This window comes from Microbacterium pollutisoli, from assembly GCF_053586795.1.
Genome location: NZ_JBNYWT010000003.1, coordinates 76,169 through 96,090 on the forward strand (window position 1 = coordinate 76,169; position 19,922 = coordinate 96,090).

At 70.8% G+C, this 19,922-nt stretch carries 21 protein-coding genes and 1 pseudogene; 16 read left to right on the plus strand and 6 right to left on the minus strand.

Features of this window, described 5'->3' with window-relative positions; translation table 11 throughout:
• Positions 1 to 48 precede the first annotated feature (48 nt).
• Both ACQ143_RS08250 and ACQ143_RS08255 read left to right on the plus strand, forming a co-directional pair.
• Positions 49 to 3,684 carry a TM0106 family RecB-like putative nuclease gene (locus ACQ143_RS08250; RefSeq protein ID WP_449570214.1) on the plus strand — a complete coding sequence of 1,212 codons (3,636 nt, stop codon included), beginning with the start codon at positions 49 to 51 and terminating at the stop codon, positions 3,682 to 3,684.
• On the plus strand, positions 3,681 to 4,001 hold the full coding sequence (locus ACQ143_RS08255; protein ID WP_449570215.1) for a DUF3467 domain-containing protein: 321 nt from the start codon (positions 3,681 to 3,683) through the stop codon (positions 3,999 to 4,001). The genes ACQ143_RS08250 and ACQ143_RS08255 overlap by 4 nt, the downstream gene beginning before the upstream one ends.
• 41 nt (positions 4,002 to 4,042) lie before the next feature.
• Here ACQ143_RS08255 and upp read toward each other — a convergent pair whose 3' ends face one another.
• Positions 4,043 to 4,675 carry a uracil phosphoribosyltransferase gene (gene upp / locus ACQ143_RS08260; protein ID WP_449570216.1) on the minus strand — a complete coding sequence of 211 codons (633 nt, stop codon included), beginning with the start codon at positions 4,673 to 4,675 and terminating at the stop codon, positions 4,043 to 4,045.
• Between the two features lie 68 nt (positions 4,676 to 4,743).
• On the opposite strand from upp, the gene ACQ143_RS08265 reads away from it, so the two are divergent.
• Complete coding sequence (locus ACQ143_RS08265) at positions 4,744 to 5,175, plus strand: nucleoside deaminase (RefSeq protein WP_449570518.1); 432 nt, start codon at positions 4,744 to 4,746, stop codon at positions 5,173 to 5,175.
• Between the two features lie 16 nt (positions 5,176 to 5,191).
• Here the strand turns inward: ACQ143_RS08265 and ACQ143_RS08270 are convergent, their stop codons facing one another.
• Positions 5,192 to 6,121, minus strand: a complete 930-nt coding sequence (locus ACQ143_RS08270; RefSeq protein WP_449570217.1) for an LLM class F420-dependent oxidoreductase — start codon at positions 6,119 to 6,121, stop codon at positions 5,192 to 5,194.
• Between the two features lie 46 nt (positions 6,122 to 6,167).
• Positions 6,168 to 7,280 carry an alpha/beta fold hydrolase gene (locus ACQ143_RS08275; protein WP_449570218.1) on the minus strand — a complete coding sequence of 371 codons (1,113 nt, stop codon included), beginning with the start codon at positions 7,278 to 7,280 and terminating at the stop codon, positions 6,168 to 6,170.
• A gap of 114 nt (positions 7,281 to 7,394) precedes the next feature.
• Between ACQ143_RS08275 and proC the strand changes: the two genes are divergently transcribed.
• The gene (gene proC / locus ACQ143_RS08280) at positions 7,395 to 8,228 is read left to right on the plus strand and encodes a pyrroline-5-carboxylate reductase (RefSeq protein ID WP_449570219.1); all 834 of its coding nucleotides are present in this window, start codon (positions 7,395 to 7,397) and stop codon (positions 8,226 to 8,228) included.
• Positions 8,229 to 8,237: 9 nt separating this feature from the next.
• Here the strand turns inward: proC and ACQ143_RS08285 are convergent, their stop codons facing one another.
• Positions 8,238 to 8,909, minus strand: coding sequence for a potassium channel family protein (locus tag ACQ143_RS08285; RefSeq protein WP_449570220.1), 672 nt, complete (start codon positions 8,907 to 8,909; stop codon positions 8,238 to 8,240).
• Positions 8,902 to 10,344, minus strand: coding sequence for a TrkH family potassium uptake protein (locus ACQ143_RS08290; RefSeq protein ID WP_449570221.1), 1,443 nt, complete (start codon positions 10,342 to 10,344; stop codon positions 8,902 to 8,904). Before ACQ143_RS08290 ends, ACQ143_RS08285 begins: the two co-directional genes overlap by 8 nt.
• Positions 10,345 to 10,414: 70 nt before the next feature.
• Between ACQ143_RS08290 and ACQ143_RS08295 the strand changes: the two genes are divergently transcribed.
• The 5 genes from ACQ143_RS08295 (at position 10,415) to ACQ143_RS08315 (ending at position 11,983) form a co-directional block, all read left to right on the plus strand.
• Positions 10,415 to 10,819 carry an ArsR/SmtB family transcription factor gene (locus ACQ143_RS08295; protein ID WP_449570222.1) on the plus strand — a complete coding sequence of 135 codons (405 nt, stop codon included), beginning with the start codon at positions 10,415 to 10,417 and terminating at the stop codon, positions 10,817 to 10,819.
• Positions 10,820 to 10,979: 160 nt separating this feature from the next.
• Positions 10,980 to 11,171 (plus strand): helix-turn-helix domain-containing protein, encoded by a 192-nt coding sequence (locus ACQ143_RS08300; protein ID WP_449570223.1) that lies wholly within the window; start codon positions 10,980 to 10,982, stop codon positions 11,169 to 11,171.
• 83 nt (positions 11,172 to 11,254) lie between these two features.
• Positions 11,255 to 11,353 (plus strand): 30S ribosomal protein bS22, encoded by a 99-nt coding sequence (locus ACQ143_RS08305; RefSeq protein ID WP_003792170.1) that lies wholly within the window; start codon positions 11,255 to 11,257, stop codon positions 11,351 to 11,353.
• 76 nt (positions 11,354 to 11,429) lie between these two features.
• Positions 11,430 to 11,687, plus strand: a complete 258-nt coding sequence (locus ACQ143_RS08310; RefSeq protein ID WP_449570224.1) for a glutaredoxin family protein — start codon at positions 11,430 to 11,432, stop codon at positions 11,685 to 11,687.
• Positions 11,684 to 11,983, plus strand: a complete 300-nt coding sequence (locus ACQ143_RS08315) for a Dabb family protein (RefSeq protein ID WP_449570225.1) — start codon at positions 11,684 to 11,686, stop codon at positions 11,981 to 11,983. The genes ACQ143_RS08310 and ACQ143_RS08315 overlap by 4 nt, the downstream gene beginning before the upstream one ends.
• A gap of 129 nt (positions 11,984 to 12,112) precedes the next feature.
• Here ACQ143_RS08315 and aspS read toward each other — a convergent pair whose 3' ends face one another.
• Entirely contained in the window at positions 12,113 to 13,453 is a 1,341-nt protein-coding gene (gene aspS, locus ACQ143_RS08320) for an aspartate--tRNA(Asn) ligase (RefSeq protein WP_449570226.1), read from the minus strand.
• Between the two features lie 141 nt (positions 13,454 to 13,594).
• Here aspS and ACQ143_RS08325 point away from each other — a divergent pair.
• The 7 genes and pseudogenes from ACQ143_RS08325 to ccsB all read left to right on the plus strand — a co-directional run bounded on the left by ACQ143_RS08325 (position 13,595) and on the right by ccsB (position 19,885).
• Positions 13,595 to 14,185: pseudogene (locus ACQ143_RS08325) on the plus strand (NADPH-dependent FMN reductase).
• Between the two features lie 167 nt (positions 14,186 to 14,352).
• Entirely contained in the window at positions 14,353 to 14,955 is a 603-nt protein-coding gene (locus ACQ143_RS08330) for a DedA family protein (RefSeq protein WP_449570519.1), read from the plus strand.
• Between the two features lie 71 nt (positions 14,956 to 15,026).
• Positions 15,027 to 15,656, plus strand: a complete 630-nt coding sequence (locus ACQ143_RS08335; protein ID WP_449570227.1) for a histidine phosphatase family protein — start codon at positions 15,027 to 15,029, stop codon at positions 15,654 to 15,656.
• Positions 15,653 to 16,255: a TlpA family protein disulfide reductase gene (locus ACQ143_RS08340; RefSeq protein ID WP_449570228.1), complete on the plus strand. Its 603-nt coding sequence runs from the start codon at positions 15,653 to 15,655 to the stop codon at positions 16,253 to 16,255. The genes ACQ143_RS08335 and ACQ143_RS08340 overlap by 4 nt, the downstream gene beginning before the upstream one ends.
• Entirely contained in the window at positions 16,252 to 17,124 is an 873-nt protein-coding gene (locus tag ACQ143_RS08345) for a cytochrome c biogenesis CcdA family protein (protein ID WP_449570229.1), read from the plus strand. Before ACQ143_RS08340 ends, ACQ143_RS08345 begins: the two co-directional genes overlap by 4 nt.
• Positions 17,105 to 18,835, plus strand: a complete 1,731-nt coding sequence (gene resB, locus ACQ143_RS08350) for a cytochrome c biogenesis protein ResB (RefSeq protein WP_449570230.1) — start codon at positions 17,105 to 17,107, stop codon at positions 18,833 to 18,835. The genes ACQ143_RS08345 and resB overlap by 20 nt, the downstream gene beginning before the upstream one ends.
• Before the next feature lie 9 nt (positions 18,836 to 18,844).
• Positions 18,845 to 19,885 carry a c-type cytochrome biogenesis protein CcsB gene (gene ccsB, locus ACQ143_RS08355; protein WP_449570231.1) on the plus strand — a complete coding sequence of 347 codons (1,041 nt, stop codon included), beginning with the start codon at positions 18,845 to 18,847 and terminating at the stop codon, positions 19,883 to 19,885.
• The last annotated feature ends 37 nt before the right edge of the window (positions 19,886 to 19,922 follow it).

Below are 19,922 nucleotides of genomic sequence, written 5' to 3' on the forward strand. Positions count from 1 at the left end.
GATATCGGTGTCGTAGGTCGCGGCTAGGGTCGATGCCGAGAGGGGACAATGCGATACATCCACGATGAGGGCCGGATCGTCTGGAGCGCGAGCGATCTGAAAGCCGCCGCCGAATGCGAGTTCGCGTGGCTGCGGGCGATCGACGCGAAACTGGGGCGGGTGCCCGCGGTCGAAGACCCCGAAGACCTCACCCTGCAGCGCGCGGGGCGCCTGGGCACCGAGCACGAGCGGCGGGTGCTCGACGACTACCGCCGGCGGTTCCCGGGCCGGGTCGTCGAGATCGCCGAGACCCGATCGTCGGATGCCGCGGGCCTGGCGCGCGCGGTCGGCGAGACCACCGAGGCCTTGGCCTCCGACGCCGCCGTCATCTACCAGGCCGCGTTCGCGACCGAGGACTTCGTCGGCTTCGCCGACTTCCTGGTCCGCGACGACGCCGGCCGGTGGCTCGTCCAGGACACCAAGCTCGCCCGGCACGCCCGGGTGACAGCGCTCATGCAGCTGGCGGCATATGCGGATCAGCTCGACCGGCTCGGCGTCGCCGTCGCACCCGACGTCGAGCTGCTTCTGGGCGACGGCACCACCTCCACGCACGCGCTGCGGGACATCGCGCCGGTCTTCTCACTGCGCCGCGCCCGGCTGCGCGCACTGATCGCCGACCGCGACCTGTCCGCCGGCGCGGCCGGGGCGCCCATCGCCTGGGGCGACGAACGCGGCGCGCTGCGTATCGTGGCCTGCGGGCGCTGCCCCACCTGCGACCTCGAGGCGATCGCGCATCGCGACCTGCTGCTGGTCGCGGGCATGCGGCCGGTGCAGCGCGAACGGCTGCGCGCCGCCGGCATCCACACCATCGACGCGCTCGCCGAGGCGAGGGAGGCGCCCGACCGCATGTCGTGGGACACCTTCTCGAGCCTGCGCACCCAGGCCCGGCTGCAACTGGCCAGTCCCGCCGGCGGCCTCGCGCCGATCACCGCGGTGCCCACGGAGGTCGCGGCGGCGACAGCCACGGTCCCCGCGGGCGCGGTGGCGGCCGCATCGGCGACCGCCGTGGCCGTGGCCGATACGGAGACGGTGGCCGACCCGGCCGATGCCGTGGCGCCGCTGCCGCCGGTACCGACGTACGAGGTGGTCTTCGCCAAAGCGCTGGGGGCACTGCCCCGCCCGGATGCGGGCGACCTGTTCTTCGACTTCGAGGGCGATCCGCTGTTCACCGAAGGCGAGGGCCACCAGTGGGGCATCGACTACCTGTTCGGCTGGACCGACGTCCACGACCGGTACAGCGTGCTGTGGGCGCACACGTTCGCGGAGGAGAGGCAGGCGTTCGAGCGGTTCCTCGACATGGTGCAGGCGCAGCGCCAGGCGCACCCGGGCATGCACATCTACCACTACGCGCCCTACGAGCCGACCCACCTGCTGGCCATGGCGGCGAAGTACGGCGTGCGTGAGAGCGAGGTCGACCGGCTGCTGGCCGACGGCGTGTTCGTCGACCTGTACCCGATCGTGCGCCGTGCGCTGCGGGTCGGATCGCGGTCCTATTCGATCAAGAAGCTCGAACCCCTCTACATGGGCGCCGACGTGCGCACCAGCGACGTGCAGCGCGGCGACGACTCGATCGTGCAGTACGTCCAGGCCCGTGCGCTCACGGATGCCGGGGAGACCGAGGCCGCCCAGCGCATCCTCGACGACCTCGCCGATTACAACCGCTACGACTGCGTGTCGACCCGGCGGCTGCGCAACTGGCTCATCGACCGCGCCCGCGAAGCGAACCTGCAGCCCTCGCCCGACCTCGAAGCCGTCGAGAGCGCCTACGAGCCGTCCCCGCGCGCCGAAGCGCTGGCCCGACTGGCGGCCACCGCCCCCGATGAGGCGGCCGCCGAAGCGCTGCGGCTGGGCGCCGCCGCCATCGACTACTACCCGCGCGAGGCGAAGACCTTCTGGGCGACGCACTTCCTGCGACTGCGCGAACCGGTGTCGGTGTGGGAGGACACCCGCGACGTCGTGGTCATCGACCGCGACCGCTGCCGCGTGCTCACCGACTGGCAGCTGGCCGAGGGCGCTCGGGTCACCAAGCGGGTGGTCGAACTGCGCGGTGAGCTCGCCCCCGGCACGCGGCTGAGCGTCGGGGGTGGTCCCGGCGCCGTCTACGAGCTGCCCGCGCCGTTCCCCGTCGAGGCGCATCCCCGGTGGATCCACGTCTCCCGCACCGTCAAGATCGTCGACGTGCTCGACGACGGGGTCGTGGTGGAAGAGAGCGCGGTCCAGGGCTTCACCTGGGACCAGTGGCCGGTCGCGCTGGTCCCCGAGGCGCCGCCGCGGGCCGGCAGCCAGCAGGCGGCGATCGACGAGTGGGCCGACACGGTCATCGCCGCCGCGCCCGCGCTGCCCGCCGACCCGGCCACCGACCTGCTGCTGCGCCGCCGGCCGCGCACCCGCAGCGGCGCGCTCACCCGGTCCGGCGACGACGTGGCCGACATCACCGCTTCGCTGCTCGACCTCGACCGCAGCTACCTCGCCGTGCAGGGCCCGCCCGGCACCGGCAAGACGTACGTCGGCTCGCACGTGGTCGCCCGCCTCGTGCGCGATCACGACTTCAAGATCGGCGTCGTCGCGCAGTCGCACGCGGTCGTCGAGCACATGCTCGAGCGGATCGTGGATGCCGGCGTCCCCGCCGCCCAGGTTGCGAAGGCCCTGAAGAGCGGCACCGCCGCCGGCGGTCAGTCGTTCACCGTCATCCCGAAGAACGGCATGGCCGCGTTCATCGGCGAGCAGCAGGGCGGGTTCGTCGTGGGCGGCACCGCGTGGGACCTGAGCCATCCCGCGCGCATCGGCCGGGGGAGTCTCGACCTGCTCGTCATCGACGAGGCAGGCCAGTTCTCCCTCGCATCGACGATCGCGGTGTCGGTCGCCGCGCAGCGGCTGCTGCTGCTGGGCGACCCGCAGCAGCTGCCGCAGGTCAGCCAGGGCACGCACCCCGAGCCGGTCGACACCTCCGCGCTGGGCTGGGTCATGGGCGGGCTCTCGGTCATCGCCGAAGACCGCGGCTACTTCCTCGCGCAGACCCGCCGCATGCGCCCCGAGGTCGCCGAACCGGTGTCGCACCTGTCCTACGAAGGCCGGCTCGCCGCGCACCCTTGCACGGCCGAGCGCACGCTCGAGCACGTCCCGCCGGGGGTGGTGCCGGTGCCGCTGACGCATTCCGGCAACGCGACCCAGTCGCCCGAGGAGGCCGCCGTCGTCGTGGAGCTGGTGCGCGATCTGCTCGGCCGCTCCTGGCACACGCCCGAGCTGGACCGGCCCCTCACCGCTGCCGACCTCATCGTCGTCACGCCGTACAACGCGCAGCAGGTCATGGTCGAAGAAGCGCTGCAGGCCGCCGGGTTCGGTGAGGTGCCGGTGGGCACCGTCGACCGGTTCCAGGGTCAGGAGGCCGTCGTGGCCATCGTGTCGCTGGCCGCGTCGTCCGGGCGGGAAGCTCCCCGGGGTCTGGAGTTCCTGCTGCTGCAGAACCGGCTCAACGTGGCTATCTCCCGGGCGATGCACACCGCCTACCTCGTGTATTCGACCGGGCTGCTCGATGACGTGCCGCGCACCCCGGACGGTGTTGCGCGACTGAGTGCCTTCGTGCGTCTCGTGGGCGCCGACGCCGACCTGCGTAGACTCGGCGACGACGAGAGGGGTGCGGTGTGACCGACGAGCAGCCGCGGCAGTTCGAGATCGACCTCCCGCCGGAACGGATCGCCGGCAGCTACGCCGACTTCGCGAACGTCTGGCACACCCCCGACGTGTTCGTGCTCGACTTCCTGTCGCTGGCCCAGCCGCCCCACGACGGGGTCGACGAGAACGGCGCACCGGTCACGGTCGTGCCCGCCCGGGTGGTGCAGCGCGTCCGGATCCCCCCGCAGCAGGTGTTCGAGCTCGCCAAGGCGCTCACCCAGCAGCTGGAGTTCTGGGAGCAGGAGACGGGCCGGCGTCCCGAGCACCCGCTGAACCCCGACGCACTCTGACGCCCGCGCGGTGCGACGGGCCGACCACGCCGGAGGGCCGGTCAGACGGTGCCGTAGAGCCGGTCGCCGGCGTCGCCCAGGCCCGGCACGATGTAGGCCTTGTCGTTGAGACCTTCGTCGAGCGCTCCGAGCACGAGCGTCACGTCACGGTCGCCGGAGCGGCTCTTGATCGCCTCGACGCCCTCCGGGGTGCCCAGCAGGCAGATCGCGGTGACATCCTGCGCGCCGCGCGCGAACAGGAACTCGATGGCCGCCCCGAGCGACCCGCCGGTGGCGAGCATCGGGTCCAGCACGAAGCACTGACGGTCGCTGAGGTCGTCCGGCAGACGCTCGGCGTAGGTCATCGGCTCGAGGGTCTCCTCGTTGCGCGCCATGCCCAGGAACCCGACTTCGGCGGTCGGCAGCAGCGTCACCATCCCCTCCAGCATCCCGAGGCCGGCCCGCAGGATCGGCACCACGAGCGGCCGCGGCTCGTCGATCTTCACGCCCGTCGTCGCGGTCACCGGGGTCTCGATCTCGATGGACGCCACCCGCACGTTGCGGGTCGCCTCGTACGCGAGCAGCGTGACGAGCTCCTCGGTCAGCTGGCGGAAGACCGGCGACGGGGTGCGCTTGTCGCGCAGAACCGTGAGCTTGTGGGTGATGAGCGGGTGGTCGGCGACGTGCAAGCGCATGGGAAAAGGGTACCCGGGCATAGTCTGATCCCGTGACTCTGCCCGCACCCGCCGCCGACCTGGCGTCGATGGACCGTGCGCTCGAACTGGCCGCGCACGCCGCCGCCGCCGGCGACATCCCCGTCGGCGCGGTCGTGGTGGATGCCGGCGGGGTGATCATCGCCGAGGGCGCAAACCTGCGGGAGCAGAGCGCCGATCCGCTCGCGCACGCGGAGATCGTGGCGCTGCGGGCGGCCGCCGCGGCCGCCGGGTCGTGGCACCTCGACGACTGCACGCTCGTGGTCACCCTCGAGCCGTGCCTCATGTGCGCCGGCGCGATCCTGCAGGCGCACGTCGGACGTGTCGTGTTCGGCGCGTGGGACGTCAAGGCCGGCGCCGCAGGGTCGAAGTACGACGTGCTGCGTGATCGGCGCCTGCCGCACCGCGCCGAGGTCGTCGGCGGGGTGCGCGAAGCGGAGGCCTCCGCCCTGCTGCGCGCGTTCTTCGAGGCACGGCGCTGAGGACCGGTCGGCCGGCTCAGCGGGGGAGGAGCGGCAGCACCTCGGTGCCGAGGAACGCGACGTGGTCGACGTCGCGCAGATCCATCAGCTGGAAGTGCACCCGGTCGACGCCCAGCGCGCGCAGCCGCTCGACCTTCTCGGCGATGTCTTCGGGCCGCCCGACGATGTCGTGACCGGCTCGGGCCTGCGCGAGCGTGCGACCGACCGCCTCCGCGCGCCGGGACAGCTCGGCGTCGTCGGCGCCGGCCAGTGTGGGCAGCGCCACCGACAGCTTCAGCGTCGCCGGATCGCGGTCGATGCGCTCGCACGCCGCCCGCACCCGGTCGAACGCGGCGGCGATGCGGTCCTCGGGCTGGAACCCGAGATTGAACTCGGTCGCGTAGCGGGCGGCGAGCCGCGGAGTGCGGTGCCGTCCGCCGCCGCCGACGATCACCGGCATCCGCTCCTGCACCGGCTTGGGCAGCGCCGGCGACTCCACCAGCGTGTAGTGCGCACCCGCGAACGAGAAGGTCTCACCGACCGGCGTCGCCCACAGCCCGGTGATGATCGCGAGCTGCTCCTCGAACGGCCCGAACCGCTGGGCGGGGAACGGGATTCCGAGCGCACGGTGCTCCTGCTCGAACCAGCCGGTGCCCAGACCGAACTCGACCCGACCGTGCGACATCGCGTCGACCTGCGCGACCTGGATCGCCAGGACGGCGGGATGCCGGTGCGTGGCGGAGGACACGAGGGTGCCGAGCCGGAGGCGCGAGGTCTCCCGCGCCAGCCCGGCCAGCGTCGTCCAGGCGTCGGTGGGACCGGGCAGCGGGTCGCCGGCGCCCATGCGCATGTAGTGGTCCGAACGGAAGAACGCGTCGAAGCCGGTGCGCTCGGCGGTCTGCGCGAACGCCAGCTGGTCGTCGTACGAGAACCCCTGCTGGGGCTCGGTGAAGATCGTGTACTCCATGGGTCCCAGTGTGACAGTCGGGCCGGCTCGGCCCGGCGTGCGGACGTCAGTCCGACGAGCTCAGGATGATCGTCTCGGTGGGCGGTGCGGGCGAGGCCGGGTGCCCGATATAGCCGATGGTCTCCAGCAGGGCGCGGCGGAAGACCCCCGGCTGCTCGAGGTGCGGCGAGTGGCCGACGCCCTCCAGTTCGAGCTCGGTCACCTCGCCGCCGGCGGCGCGATAGGCGTCGAGCACGTCACGGGTCTGCGACACCATCTGCTGCGGCGGGGCGATCTCGTCACCGGGCCAGTCGGGGATCACGCCCAGCTTGCCGAGCTGGTTCAGATCGAACGACGACGCGTCCGAGACGATGGCATCCAGCGTGCCGTGCACCCACAGCACCGGCGGCTTGACCGGCAGGTCGACGATGCCCGATGTGTCGAAGTACTTCGGCGCCATCGTGTTGAGCACGCCGATGGTGCCGGCGGCGAAGCCGGGCCAGTTCTCGCTCGAGACGCTGTCACCGGGATAGTTGCCCTCGGCGGTCGAGGTGGACAGCATCGACTCGACCCAGATGTCCTCGACGGTGGTGACGTAGCCGGGCGCGACGTAGGTCGCACGGAAGACGCTGCGCGGCGAGGTGGGCTCATCGTCGGTCGTGTCGCCGTCGTTGAGCCGACGGACGAAGTCCGGGTTGGCGCCGCCGCCACCCACGCCCGCGTCGTCGTCGGTCAGTCGCGTGCCGTCGCGGCGGGTGCCGCCGAACCCATAAGGGGAGACGGGTGCCTGCAGGGTCATCGACAGCACCGGGTGCTCGAGCGCGTACTGCATCACGACACCGCCGCCCATCGACCAGCCCACCAGGTGCGCGGTCTGGATGTCGAGGGCGCGCAGGGTGGCGTGCACGTCGTCGCTGTAGTCACGCACGCCCCGCGTGGCGTCGACGGGCAGGTTCTCGGAGTCGCCGAACCCGCGCAGGTCGATCGCGATGACCCGCAGATCGCTGGGCAGGTCCTGCATCAGCTCCTGCCAGAACAGGCTCGACGACACGTTCCCGTGGATGAGGATCACCGTCCTCTCGGCGGGCGTGCGCGGGTCGTCGCCGTCGCGCTCGAGAATGCCCACCGTCAATCGATCCGTGTCGACGAGGCGGCGGGTGATGCCGTCGAGAAGGGTCATTTGCGCTGTCCTCCCGGGTGCCGCGGAGACCTCGACGCCTCCGCTGTCTCGACTATAACGCGGGCGTCCGGACGCTCACCGGGTGCCCGCGGCGGCCGCCCGTAGGATGGCGGCATGAGCGCCTCACTGCCCTCCCTCGCGATCCTCGGTGCCGGCTCGATGGGCGGGGCGGTGCTGCAGGGCGTCGTCGCCTCCGGGCGCGGGGGGCCGGTCACCGCGACCAACCGCACCGCCGCGAAGGCGCGGACGCTCGATGGATTCGCAGGGGTCACGAGCATCGCGCTCGAAGAGCACCCCGACGGCAATCGCGCGGCGGTGGCCGAGGCGGAGGTCGTGCTCGTGGGGGTCAAGCCCGCGATGGTGCCCGATCTGCTGCGCGAGATCGCGCCGGCGCTGCGTCCGGGTGCGATCGTGGTGAGCCTGGCGGCCGGGGTCACCCTCGCGACGTTCGAGCAGATCCTCGGGGCCGACGTCGCGGTGCTGCGGTCGATGCCGAACACGCCGGCGGTCGTGGGCAAGGCCGTCACCGGCCTGGCATCCGGAACCGCGGTCACCGCCGAGGACCGTGCCCGCGTGCGCTCGGTGTTCGAGACCTGCGGCGCCGTCATCGAGGTCCCCGAGGCGCAGATCGATGCGCTGTCGACGATCTCCGGGTCGGGACCGGCCTACGTCTTCCTGCTGATCGAGGCGCTGACCGAAGCCGCGCGCGACAAGGGCTTCTCCGACGCCGACGCGCGCCTCATGGCCGAGCAGACCTTCATCGGCGCGGCGGCGCTGCTGGATGCCACGGGCGACGACCCGGCCGAGCTGCGACGCCGCGTCACCAGCCCCAAGGGCACGACCGAACGCGCGATCGCGGTGCTGGACGACGCGGGCCTGCCCGCGCTGTTCGCCCGCGCGACCGACGCCGCCCTCGCCCGCGCGCGCGAACTGGCCGCCGGGGCCTGACCGGCCGCCTCAGCGGTCGAGCGCGGCGAACCGTTCGATGTCGGAGTTGGTGCCCGACACGATGATGAGGTCGTGGTTGGTCACGACGGTGTCGGCCTCGGCGTAGCGGAACGGCTTGCCGGGGCTCTTCACGCCGACGACCGTGACGTGGTACTTGGTGCGCACGCCGGACTGGTTCAGCCCCACGCCGCGGATGAACTTCGGCGGGTACATCTTGGCCAGCACGAAATCGTCGTCGAAGCGGATGAAGTCGAGCATGCGGCCGCTGACCAGGTGCGCGACGCGCTCGCCGGCCTCGCGCTCGGGGTAGATCACGTGGTTCGCGCCGACGCGGGCCAGGATCTTGCCGTGCGACTGGGAGACCGCCTTCGCCCAGATCTGCGGCACCTTCAAGTCGACGAGGTTGGCCGTGATGAGCACGGATGCCTCGATGAGCGAGCCGACCGCGACGACGGCGACCTGGAAGTCCTGCGCGCCGATCTGCCGCAGCGCGTCGATGTTGCGGGCGTCGGCCTGCACCGTGTGGGTGACCCGGTCCGACCACTTCTGCACGAGTTCGAGGTTCTCGTCGATCGCGAGCACCTCGCGGTCGAGTCGGTCCAGTTCCCCGGCGCAGGCCGCGCCGAACCGTCCGAGGCCGATGACGAGGACGGGGGCGTCGCTGCGCAGCTGCTCAACCAACGATGGGCCTTTCCACGGGCAGCGAGTAGTGCTGCGAACGGGATGTCGCGGCCACGGCCGCGGCGAGTGTCACTGTACCAACGCGCCCCATGAACATCGTCAGCGCCATGACGAGCGACGCCGAGTCGGGCAGGGTGGCGGTCAGCCCCGTGGACAGACCGACCGTGCCGAAGGCGGAGATGACGTCGAACAGCACGTCGGCGATGGGCGCCTGGGTGATCTGCGCGATGGTGATCGTGGCGATCGCGATGATGGTCGCGCCCCAGGCGACGACCGACAGCGCCACCCGCTGCACGTCGCTGGGGATGCGGCGGCCGAACGCCTCGACGCTCTGCCGGCCGCGGGCCTCCGACCAGACGGCCAGCGCCATCACGGCGAGGGTGGTGACCTTGATGCCGCCGGCCGTGGACGCCGAGCCGCCGCCGACGAACATGAGCATCGAGCCGACCACGAGCGACGAGCCGTGCAGGTCGCCGATCTCGACGACGGAGAATCCGCCCGATCGGGTCATCGCCGACAGGAAGAACGCCTGGAAGGTGGTGTCCCACGCGTCCATCGACCCGAACGTGGCGGGGTTGTCGAACTCGAGCAGGAGGAACACGCCCGCCCCGCCGAAGAACAGGGCCATCGTCGTGATGAGGGTGAGCTTGGCGTGCAGCGACCAGCGGTGCACGTGCCAGTGGTGGCGCCACAGGGTGAAGATGACCGGGAATCCGATCGACCCCAGGAACACCCCGGCCATGAGCACGGTCATCAGGAAGTAGTTGTCGGCGAACGGCTCGAGGCCACCGGCGTTCGGGGTGAAGCCGGTGTTCGTGAAGGACATGGCCGCGTAGTAGGGCGCCTCCCACAGCGCCGTGACCGGGTCGACGTCCGACAGCAGCAGTGCGGGGTACAGCAGGAGCGCCAGGGCGGCCTCGATCACGAGGGTGGACAGGGCCACCGTCGACAGCAACTGACCCACTTCGCCCAGGCGCACGGTCTGGCCCTCGTTGACGGGGCCGCCGCGCGCCCGCAACGGGTTGGAGTCGCCGGCGGCCAGCAGCTTCGCGCGCAGGCCGAGCTTCTTCGAGATGACCAGACCCAGGATCGAGGCCAGCGTCAGCACGCCGAGCGCTCCGACGTTGACCCCCAGGTACACCAGCACGTGGCCGAACGGCGACCAGTGGGTGCCCATGTCGACCGTGGACAGGCCCGTGACGCAGATGGTCGACACGGCCGTGAACAGCGCGTCGGGCAGGGGCGTCGGCGTGCCGTCGGCGGAGGCGGCGGGCAGCGAGAACAGCGCCGTGAACACCAGGATCAGTGTGGTGAAGATCAGCACGGCGAACCGCGACGGCGACGCCGTGATGGGTCGGCGCAGACCGTGCCACACCGTGCGCGCCGCAGCGGTCATCGAGCGCGGCGGGCGCCCACCGACGGTCGGACCCGCCATGTCGCCGCCCCCTTTCGCCGCAGAACCGTTGTCATGGTACTCCGGCATCCCGGCGGGCTAACCTATCGTCATGGCGGACATCTTCGACGTGATCGCCGACGGTACCCGTCGGGACATCCTGCAGCTCCTGCTCGACCGCTCCGCCGATGGTCATGACGGCACCAGCGTCTCGCAGATCGTCGCGGAACTCGGGGTCAGCCAGCCGACCGTGTCGAAGCACCTCAAGGTGCTGCGGGAGGCGGCGCTCGTCTCGGTCCGCGAAGAAGGCCAGCACCGCTTCTACAGCCTTTCGCCGGAGCCCCTCGAGACCGTCGAGGACTGGCTCGTGCCGTTCCTCGACGACGGGGCCGTGGATGCCGCCGTCTCGGTCGCGCTGTCGGAGTCGGCCGCGCAGGCCGCCGACCGCCTGGGCCGGGTCGCGGCCTCGGCCAAGCACGCCTTCGAGAGCGCGTTCAAGAAGCTTCCCGGTCGCTGACTCAGCCGCCCGCACGCAGGCGCGCATCGCCGCACGCGCCGCCCGCGAACGGCTGCGCTGACCCGCGCGTGCACCGATCACAGCAGTCACGCAGGTTTACACGTGTCGCGCTGACCCCATAGGATTCTCAGAACAAGAAACGGAAGCCTGGGGGGACACGATGTCGGAGCTGCCTGACGTGCGCTTTCTGACGGTTGCCGAAGTGGCCGAGCTCATGCGCGTGTCCAAGATGACCGTGTACCGGCTGGTGCACGCCGGCGAACTGCCCGCCGTGCGGTTCGGTCGCAGCTACCGCGTGCCCGAGACGGCCGTCACCGACGCCCTGCGTCGGCCGATCGCGGATGTCGGCTAGAATAGCCCGAGGCATTTTTTCGGTTTGCCCGTTCCCGGGCGCGTCCACCACGCGTCCAGACCCCAGACGATGTGAGGTTATCCGTGGGTTCTGTCATCAAGAAGCGCCGTAAGCGCATGGCGAAGAAGAAGCACCGCAAGCTGCTTCGCAAGACTCGCCACCAGCGCCGCAACAAGAAGTAAGCGGCACATGCACTGAGCGCCTGTCCCCGGACGGGCGCTTCGTGTCTGCGCCCCCGCAATGCGCGAAGATGGACCCGTGACCACCCTCACCCTCATCTCCAAGCCCGACTGCCACCTGTGCGACGTCGCACGCGAGATCGTGGAGACGGTCGTGGCCGACCTTCCCGAGGGGACCGTCGAGATCGAGGAGCGGTCCATCCTCGAGGATGCCGCGCTCTACGACGCGTGGTGGGAGAAGATCCCGGTCGTGCTCATCGACGACCGCCTGCACGCGCACTGGCGGCTCTCGGCCGACCGGCTGCGCGCCGCCCTGACCCAGGAGCCACACCGATGATCCGTCATATCGTGACCTTCCGCCTCTCGGCCGCCGACGCCGAGACCCGCGCCGCGCAGGCCACCGAGGCCGCCCGGCGCCTGAACGCCCTGCACGGGGTCGTCCCGACCCTGCGCGCGATGCAGGCCGGCGCGAACGTGCTGTATCCCGACGCCAACTGGGACCTCGTGCTCATCGCCGACTTCGACGACGAGGCGGGGCTGGACGCTTACCAGGTGCACCCCGCCCACGAGGAGGTCGCCGCGTACATCGGCACCATCCGCGCCGACCGGGTCGCGGTCGACCTGGAGATCTGAGCCGCTAGACCCAGGAGCGGCGCACCGCCTCGGCGCCCGCCGCCGGTGTCACGTTCACACAGCAGACCGAACGCGCGGAACGAGAGCAGCTGAGGCCCGGACGATCTCGTCCGGGCCTCAGCCATGCACTCACGGGGCCAGGCGCGTCGGCCCGCGGAACAGGTAGGTGACCTCGCGGATCGAGTCCTGCCCGAGCAGCAGCATCATCACGCGGGCCAGACCCATGCCGAACCCGCCGTGCGGCGGGGCGCCGTAGCGGAAGAAGTCGAAGTAGAAGTCGAGGTGCTCGGGCTCGAGCCCCTTCTCCTTGGCCTGCTCGACGAGCACGTCGACGCGGTGCTCGCGCTGGGCGCCGGTGGTGATCTCGACGCCCTTGTAGAGCAGGTCGTACGACTTGGTCAGCCCGGTCTCGGGATCGCGCATGTGGTAGAACGCGCGGATCTCGGGGTGGTAGTCGGTGATGAACACGAACTCGTGGCCGTAGGTCTCGAGCACGTGGGCGGCGATCTGACGCTCGCCCTCCGGGTCGAGGTCGCCGTCGGCGCGGGGGATCTCGTACCCGCGCGCCTTCACGATCTCCCGGGCCTCGGCCAGCGGGATGCGCGGGAACGGCACCGTCGGCACGACGATGTCGAGGTCGAACAGCTCCTTGATCTCGGCGCCGTGCTTGTCGGCGACGGCCTGGATCGCCGTGGCCAGCAGCTCTTCCTGCATGCGGGCGACGTCCTCGTGCGAGTCGATCCAGCTGATCTCGGCGTCGATCGAGGTGAACTCGGTCGCGTGCCGGCTGGTGAACGAGGGGTCGGCGCGGAACGCCGGCGCGATCTCGAAGATCTTGCCGAAGCCGGCGACCTGGGCCATCTGCTTGAAGAACTGCGGCGACTGCGCCAGGTAGGCGGTCTGGTCGTCGAAGTAGTCGAGCGAGAACAGCTCGGCGTTCGACTCCGAGGCGCTGGCCATCAGCTTGGGGGAGTGCACCTCGATGTAGTCGCGCTCGATCCAGTAGGTGCGCATCGCGTGCTCGAGCGTGGTCTGCACGCGGAAGATCAGGTTGTTGCGGCGCTGACGCAGGTCGAGGAACCGCCAGTCCATGCGCTTGTCGAGGCCCGAGTCGGCGGCGATCGGCGTCTCCGGCAGGGCCGCGGCCGCGACATCGAGGGCGCCGATCTTGATCTCGACGCCGCCGAGCTTGACGCGCTCGTCGTGCTTGAGCTCACCGGTGACGGTGAGGAAGGTGCCGTGGGTCAGCTCGGAGATCAGCGCCGTGAGGGCCAGGGCCGCGGCATCCTGCTCGGAGCCGTCCTCGGCGGGACGTGTCGCCGGGTTGACCAGCTGCACCGAGCCGGTCTCGTCCCGCAGGATGACGAACTGCACCTTCTTCTGATCACGGACGGTCTCGACCCATCCCGATACCGAGACGGGGCCGTCTTCCCGTGCATGCAGCTGCTGGACCAATACGCGTTCGCTCACGAGCAGACAGTCTACGTGGGGCGCCCGCGCGGACCGGGCGCCGGCGCGGAGGCGGAAGCGCCGTTCGCGCAAGGGGGCTGACAACACGCGCCGGTGTGCGCAGGCTCGGGACGCACACCCGCTCTCAGAAAGGTGCGAACCATGTCCCTGGTCATCGAACACGAACCCCCGTACCGGGTGGGCTACTTCGTGGGCAGTCTCGCGAAGGCCTCCATCAACCGGACGCTGTCGAAGGCCCTGATCCGGCTCGCGCCGGACGACCTCGAGTTCACCGAGATCCCCATCGGCGACCTGCCGCTGTACAGCTACGACTATGACGACGACTATCCGCCGGTGGCCCGCGAGCTCAAGCAGGCCATCGAAGCGTCCGACGCGATCCTGTTCGTCACCCCCGAGTACAACCGGTCGATCCCGGGCGGGCTGAAGAACGCGATCGACTGGGCGAGCCGGCCGTGGGGCGAGAACTCCCTCGCCCGCAAGCCGTCCGCGGTCATCGGTGCCTCGCCCGGCGCGATCGGCACCGCCGTGGCCCAGTAGAGCCTGCGCAGCGTGCTGTCGTTCTGCAACTCGCCGCAGATGAACGCCCCCGAGGCCTACATCTCGATGACCCCCGGCCTCATCACCGACGACGGCGAGGTGACCGACGAGGGCACCGCCGAGTTCCTGCGCACCTTCATGACGGAGTTCGACACCTTCATCCGGCGGGTGCTCACGGTCGTGCCCCGCGACTGACGCGATCGAGGCGCCGGACGTCGCCGTCGCGTTCGGGATACCCCGCGTCCGGACCGGGGGACACCTCCCATGAACCGTTCACCCATGTCCTCTACCGTGGACGGGTGACTTCATCTGCAACCGACGGCTCCTGGCTGAGCACTCTGGTCGACGGGATCGTCTCACTGATGGAGGTCATCGGACCGGTGGGGGCGGGCATCGCGATCGCGCTCGAGAACCTCTTCCCGCCGCTCCCCAGCGAAGTGATCCTGCCGATGGCGGGCCTCGCGGCCGGCCAGGGGTCGTTCTCGCTGCTCGAAGCACTGCTGTGGACCACGGCCGGCTCGGTCGTGGGCGCCCTCGTCCTGTACGGGCTGGGCGCCTGGCTGGGCCTGCGCCGGGTGCGCGCCATCGCCGACCGGATGCCGCTGATCAAGGTGCAGGACGTCGACCGCACCGTCGAATGGTTCGGCAAGCACGGCGGCAAGGCCGTGTTCTTCGGGCGGATGATCCCGATTTTCCGCAGCCTCATCTCCATCCCCGCCGGCGTCGTGCGCATGCCGCTGTGGCGGTTCACCCTGCTGACCCTGGCCGGCTCGGCCATCTGGAACTCGGTCTTCGTGCTGGCCGGCTACATCCTGGGCGACCAGTGGCACATCGTCGAGACCTACGCCGACGTGCTGCAGTACGTCGTGATCGCCGTCGCGGTCATCGCCGTGGTCGTGTTCCTCACCGTGCGGGTGCGGCAGCTGCGCGCCGGCCGCGGTGCCCCAGACGCCGACGCCGCCTGACCGCCCGCCACCGGCATCCACCCAGCCTGCACTCAGGCCGCCCATAGCGACCGCCCACGTAGACTGGTGCGGTGCCCGCCGCCCGCCTTCATCTCGTGCGCCACGGAGAGGTCCACAACCCTCGACGTGTGCTCTACGGACGGCTCCCCGAGTTCCGGCTGAGCGCCGCCGGTCGCCAGATGGCGCGCGCCGCCGCCGAGCACATCCATGCGATGGAACGCCCGGTCGGCGCGCTGGTCTGCTCGCCGCTGGAGCGCACGCGCGAGTCGGCGGTGCCGTTCACCGAGCTGTTCGGCGCGGAGCCGGTCATCGACGCCCGCGTGATCGAGCCGACGAACGTGTTCGAGGGCAAGCGCATGAAGCGCGCCCTCATGAATCCGCTCAACTGGCGGCACCTGCGCGCCCCCGAGCTGCCCAGCTGGGGCGAGCCGTACGCACAGGTCGTGGCCCGCATGGATGCCGCGATGCGCGACGCCTGGCACCGCACGGCCACCGGCGACGTCGTCATCGTGTCGCACCAGCTGCCCATCTGGATCACCCACCTGGCGATCGCGGGCAAGCCGCTGCGGCACGATCCGCGCCGGCGACGCTGCGCCCTGTCGAGCGTGACGAGCTTCGAGCTCGCCGACGACGTGTGGCGCGAGCTGGACTACGCCGAACCCGCGCAGACGGCCTCCGCCGTGGATGTGGGGGCGGTATGACTGTTCTGCGCCGAATCGCGGCGGCCGTGGCCGCGGCCGCGCTCGCCGTGTCGCTCGCCGCCTGTACGAGCGAGAACGACGACCTGGCCTCGCAGTACAAGCAGGGCAGCAACAAGGGCTTCATCTCCAGCGACGGACGGCTCGAGGAGATCCCGGCGTCCGAGCGCGGCGAGCCGGTCGAGTTCACCGCCACCGCCGTGGACGGCTCCACGATCACGAGCGCCGACTACGCCGACCAGGTGCTCGTCCTCAACTTCTGGTATGCGCAGTGCGGGCCGTGCCGCGCCGAAGCCCCGTTCCTCGAAGAGGCGTATGAGGCCACCGCGCCCGAGGCGGCGTTCCTCGGCGTGAACATCTACGACGGCCCCGAGCAGGCGCGCGCGTTCGAGGAGACCTACGGCATCAGCTACCCGTCGGTGCTCGCGCGCGGCGACACCGACCTGAAGCTCTCGTTCGTCGCGTGGACCTCGCTGCAGGCGGCCCCGACGACCCTCGTGCTCGACAGTCAGGGCCGGGTGGCCGCGCGGTTCTTCGGGCAGCTCGACAGCGGCTACGCCCTGCGCGAGATCGTCGAAGACGTGATCGCGGAGGCGTCGTGAACCCCGGCGACGTCGTCTTCGACGGTGCGCTGTGGATCGCGATCCCGATCGCGATGCTCGCCGGCCTGGTCTCGTTCCTCTCGCCCTGCGTGCTGCCGCTCGTGCCCGGCTATCTCGGGTTCCTCGGCGGCGCGGCCGCCGGCCGCGGCACCCGGGATGCCGAGGGTGCGAACGACGCCGAAGTTCGGACAATCGCGTCATCTTCGGACCGATCCGCCGATCCGGTCCGAACTTCGCGCGAGTCTCCGAACCTCGTGGCCTCCGCGCGGGGGCAGAGGCCGGATGCCGCCGGTCGCGGCCGCCTGCTGCTGGGCGTGGCGCTGTTCATCGCCGGCTTCACCATGGTGTTCGTCGCCATGGGCGTGTTCGCCGGCACGGTCGGCCGCGTCTTCCTGGAGTACCAGGACCCGATCACCCGCGTGCTGGGGGTCGTGGTCATCGCGATGGGCCTCGTGTTCATCGGCGTCTTCGGGTTCGCGCAGCGCACCTTCCGGCCGCACATGCGCGAGAACCTGGGCCTGGTCGGCGCGCCGCTTCTGGGCCTGGCGATGGGGCTCGGCTGGGCGCCGTGCATCGGCCCCACCCTGGCCGCGATCCTCACGATGGGCTACAGCCAGGCCGACCCTGCCCGTGCCGGGGTCCTCGCCGTCGCCTACTCGCTCGGCCTCGGCCTGCCGTTCCTGCTCCTGGCCGTCGGCTTCGGCTGGGCGACGCGGTCGGTGGCCTTCTTCCGGCGGCACATCCGCACGATCAACATCGTCGGCGGCATCCTGCTCATCCTCCTCGGCATCCTGATGGTGACCGGGGTGTGGACGGCGGTCATGTCCGAGCTGATGGGGGTGATGAGCAGTGTCGAACTCCCGATCTGACGTCGCGGATCCGCTGCGTCCGACCGACCACGCCGACGCTCCGGCATCCAGCCCCCAGATCACCCAGCCGCAGCTCGGGCTCGTCGGGTGGCTGCGCTGGGGCTGGCGGCAGCTGACCAGCATGCGCACGGCCCTCGTGCTCCTGCTGCTGCTCGCCATCGCCGCCGTGCCGGGGTCGCTCGTGCCGCAGCGCAGCGCCGACCCCAACGGGGTCACCCAGTACCGCGCGGACAACCCCGACCTGTTCCCGGTCCTCGACGCGCTGCAGCTGTTCGACGTCTACACCTCGGTGTGGTTCTCGGCGATCTACATCCTGCTGTTCATCTCACTGATCGGCTGTGTGCTGCCGCGCACCAAGCACCACTTCAAGGCGCTGCGCTCCCGCCCGCCGCGCACGCCCGCGCGGCTGTCGCGCCTCGACGACCATGCCGAGGCCACGGCGCGCCCGGCGCAGGGGGTGGATGCCGGGGCGGCGGCCGCCGCGGCTGTCGACCTGGCCGAGGGGCAGCTCAAGAAGGCCGGATACCGCGTCGAACGCTACGACGCCCGCGGCACGGCGTCGGTGTCGGCCGAGCGCGGCTACCTGCGGGAGACCGGCAACCTCGTCTTCCACGGCGCGCTGGTCGGCGTGCTGGTGGCGGTCGGCATCGGCGGCGGGTTCACCTACACCGGGCAGACCGTGATCACCGAGGGGGAGGGGTTCGTGAACTCCCTGGGCCTCGGGTACTCGTCGTTCAACCCGGGCCGCTTCGTCGACACCGAGAACCTCGCCCCCTACTCGATCACCCTGGACCGGTTCGACGTGTCGTACGTCGAGGTAGGCCAGGCCGGTCAGGGGCAGGCCGGCGACTTCGCCGCGCACGTCACCGTGCGCGAGCCCGGCGGCGAACCGGTCGACGAGGTGGTGCGGGTCAACCACCCGATCACGATGCTCGGCGACCGCATCTACCTCATGGGCAACGGCTACGCCCCGACGATCACCGTGCGCGACGCCGAGGGCGAGGTCGTCTTCCGCGAGTCGGTGCCGTTCCTGCCGCAGGACGGCAATATGACCTCGCAGGGCGTCGTCAAGGTCGCCGACGGGCTGGCCGAGCAGGTGGGGCTGGTCGGGTTCTTCTACCCGACGGCGGTCAACGCCCACGGCGGCGCCATCGCGTCGGGATACGGGGATCTGCTCGCCCCACTGATGACCTTCTGGGTGTACGAGGGCGACCTCGGCATCGATGACGGCACCGCACGGTCGGTGTACACGCTCGACCCGACCGGCATGACCCAGACCGCGGGCGGCGACAGCGAGAACCCGGCGCTCGAGCTCGCACCGGGCGACACCGTCGACCTGCCGAACGGGCTCGGCACCCTCACCTTCGAGGACGCGACCGCCGACGGCGCCGATGAGGTGGTCAAGCGCTACGTGTCGCTGTCGATCCACCGCGACGTGAGCGCGCCGTGGGTGCTCGCCTTCGCGATCCTGGCCGTGGCCGGACTGCTCGTGGCGCTGTTCGTGCCGCGCCGCCGCCTGTGGGTCAAGGCCACCCCTGACGGGGATGCCGTGCGCCTCGAGTACGCGGGCCTCGCCCGCGGTGAGGACCCCGCGATCGCGATCGCCGTCGCCGACCTCGCGCGCGACCACGCGGCGGCGCTGGAGCGTGCCGGGATGCCGGTGGACGCACCCGCCGACCCCACCCTTGAGACCGCTGACGACCGAAAGTAGGATGTGGCCATGCCTGAAACGGGAATGACGCTCGAGGAGATCTCGGTGCTGCTGGTGTGGACCTCGCTGGCGATCTACACGCTCGCGTTCCTGGCCTACGCCATCGACCTCGCCCGCCGCTCGGACCAGGCGATCAAGCAGAAGGATGCGGCTCAGGCGAAGGTCCTGGTCTCCGCGGGCGGTTCGGCGATCGACGACATCCGTGCCGAAGAGGCCGCCGCCCTGGCCGCCCTCGAGGCCGCGCCGGCGCAGCGGGTGCGCTACCTGTGGGCGCGGCTGGGCACTTCGCTGACCGTGCTGGGGTTCCTCTTCCACGTCGGCGCCGACGTCACGCGCGGTGTGGCCGCGGGCCGGGTGCCGTGGTCGAACAACTACGAGTTCGCGCTCACCGGGACGATGCTGATCGTCGCCGTCTACCTCGTCGTGCTGTTCCGCTACGACCTGCGGTTCCTCGGGGCGTTCATCACCGGGATGACGGTGGTGCTGTTGGGCGGCGCGGCGATGGCGTACTACGTCGAGGTGACCCCGCTGGCCGACCCGCTCAAGAGCGTGTGGCTGGTGATCCACGTGTTCGTCGCGTCGCTGGCCAGTGCCTTCCTCGCGCTGGCGTTCGCGCTGTCGGTGCTGCAGCTCCTGCAGGCGCGACGCGAACGGCTCGCGATCGCCGCGGCATCCGCGCGTGACGCCGGCGCCGAGCCCGTGAAGACCGGGCTGCGCTTCCTGCGCACGCTGCCGTCGGCCGACGCGCTCGAGTCGCTCGCGTACCGGTTCGCGATCATCGGGTTCGCGTTCTGGACGTTCACGCTCATCGCCGGTGCCATCTGGGCCAACGATGCGTGGGGCCGCTACTGGGGCTTCGACACCAAGGAAGTGTGGACCTTCGTGATCTGGGTCCTCTATGCCGGCTACATCCACGCCCGCGCGACGCGCGGCTGGCGCGGTACGCGGTCGGCCTGGCTGTCGATCATCGGCTTCGCGGCCGTGATCTTCAACTTCACGATCGTGAACCAGTTCTTCAAGGGCCTCCACGCCTACAGCGGCTTGAGCTGACCCGCGCGGCGCAGGGCGTTCCGGCGCGTCCGCGCCA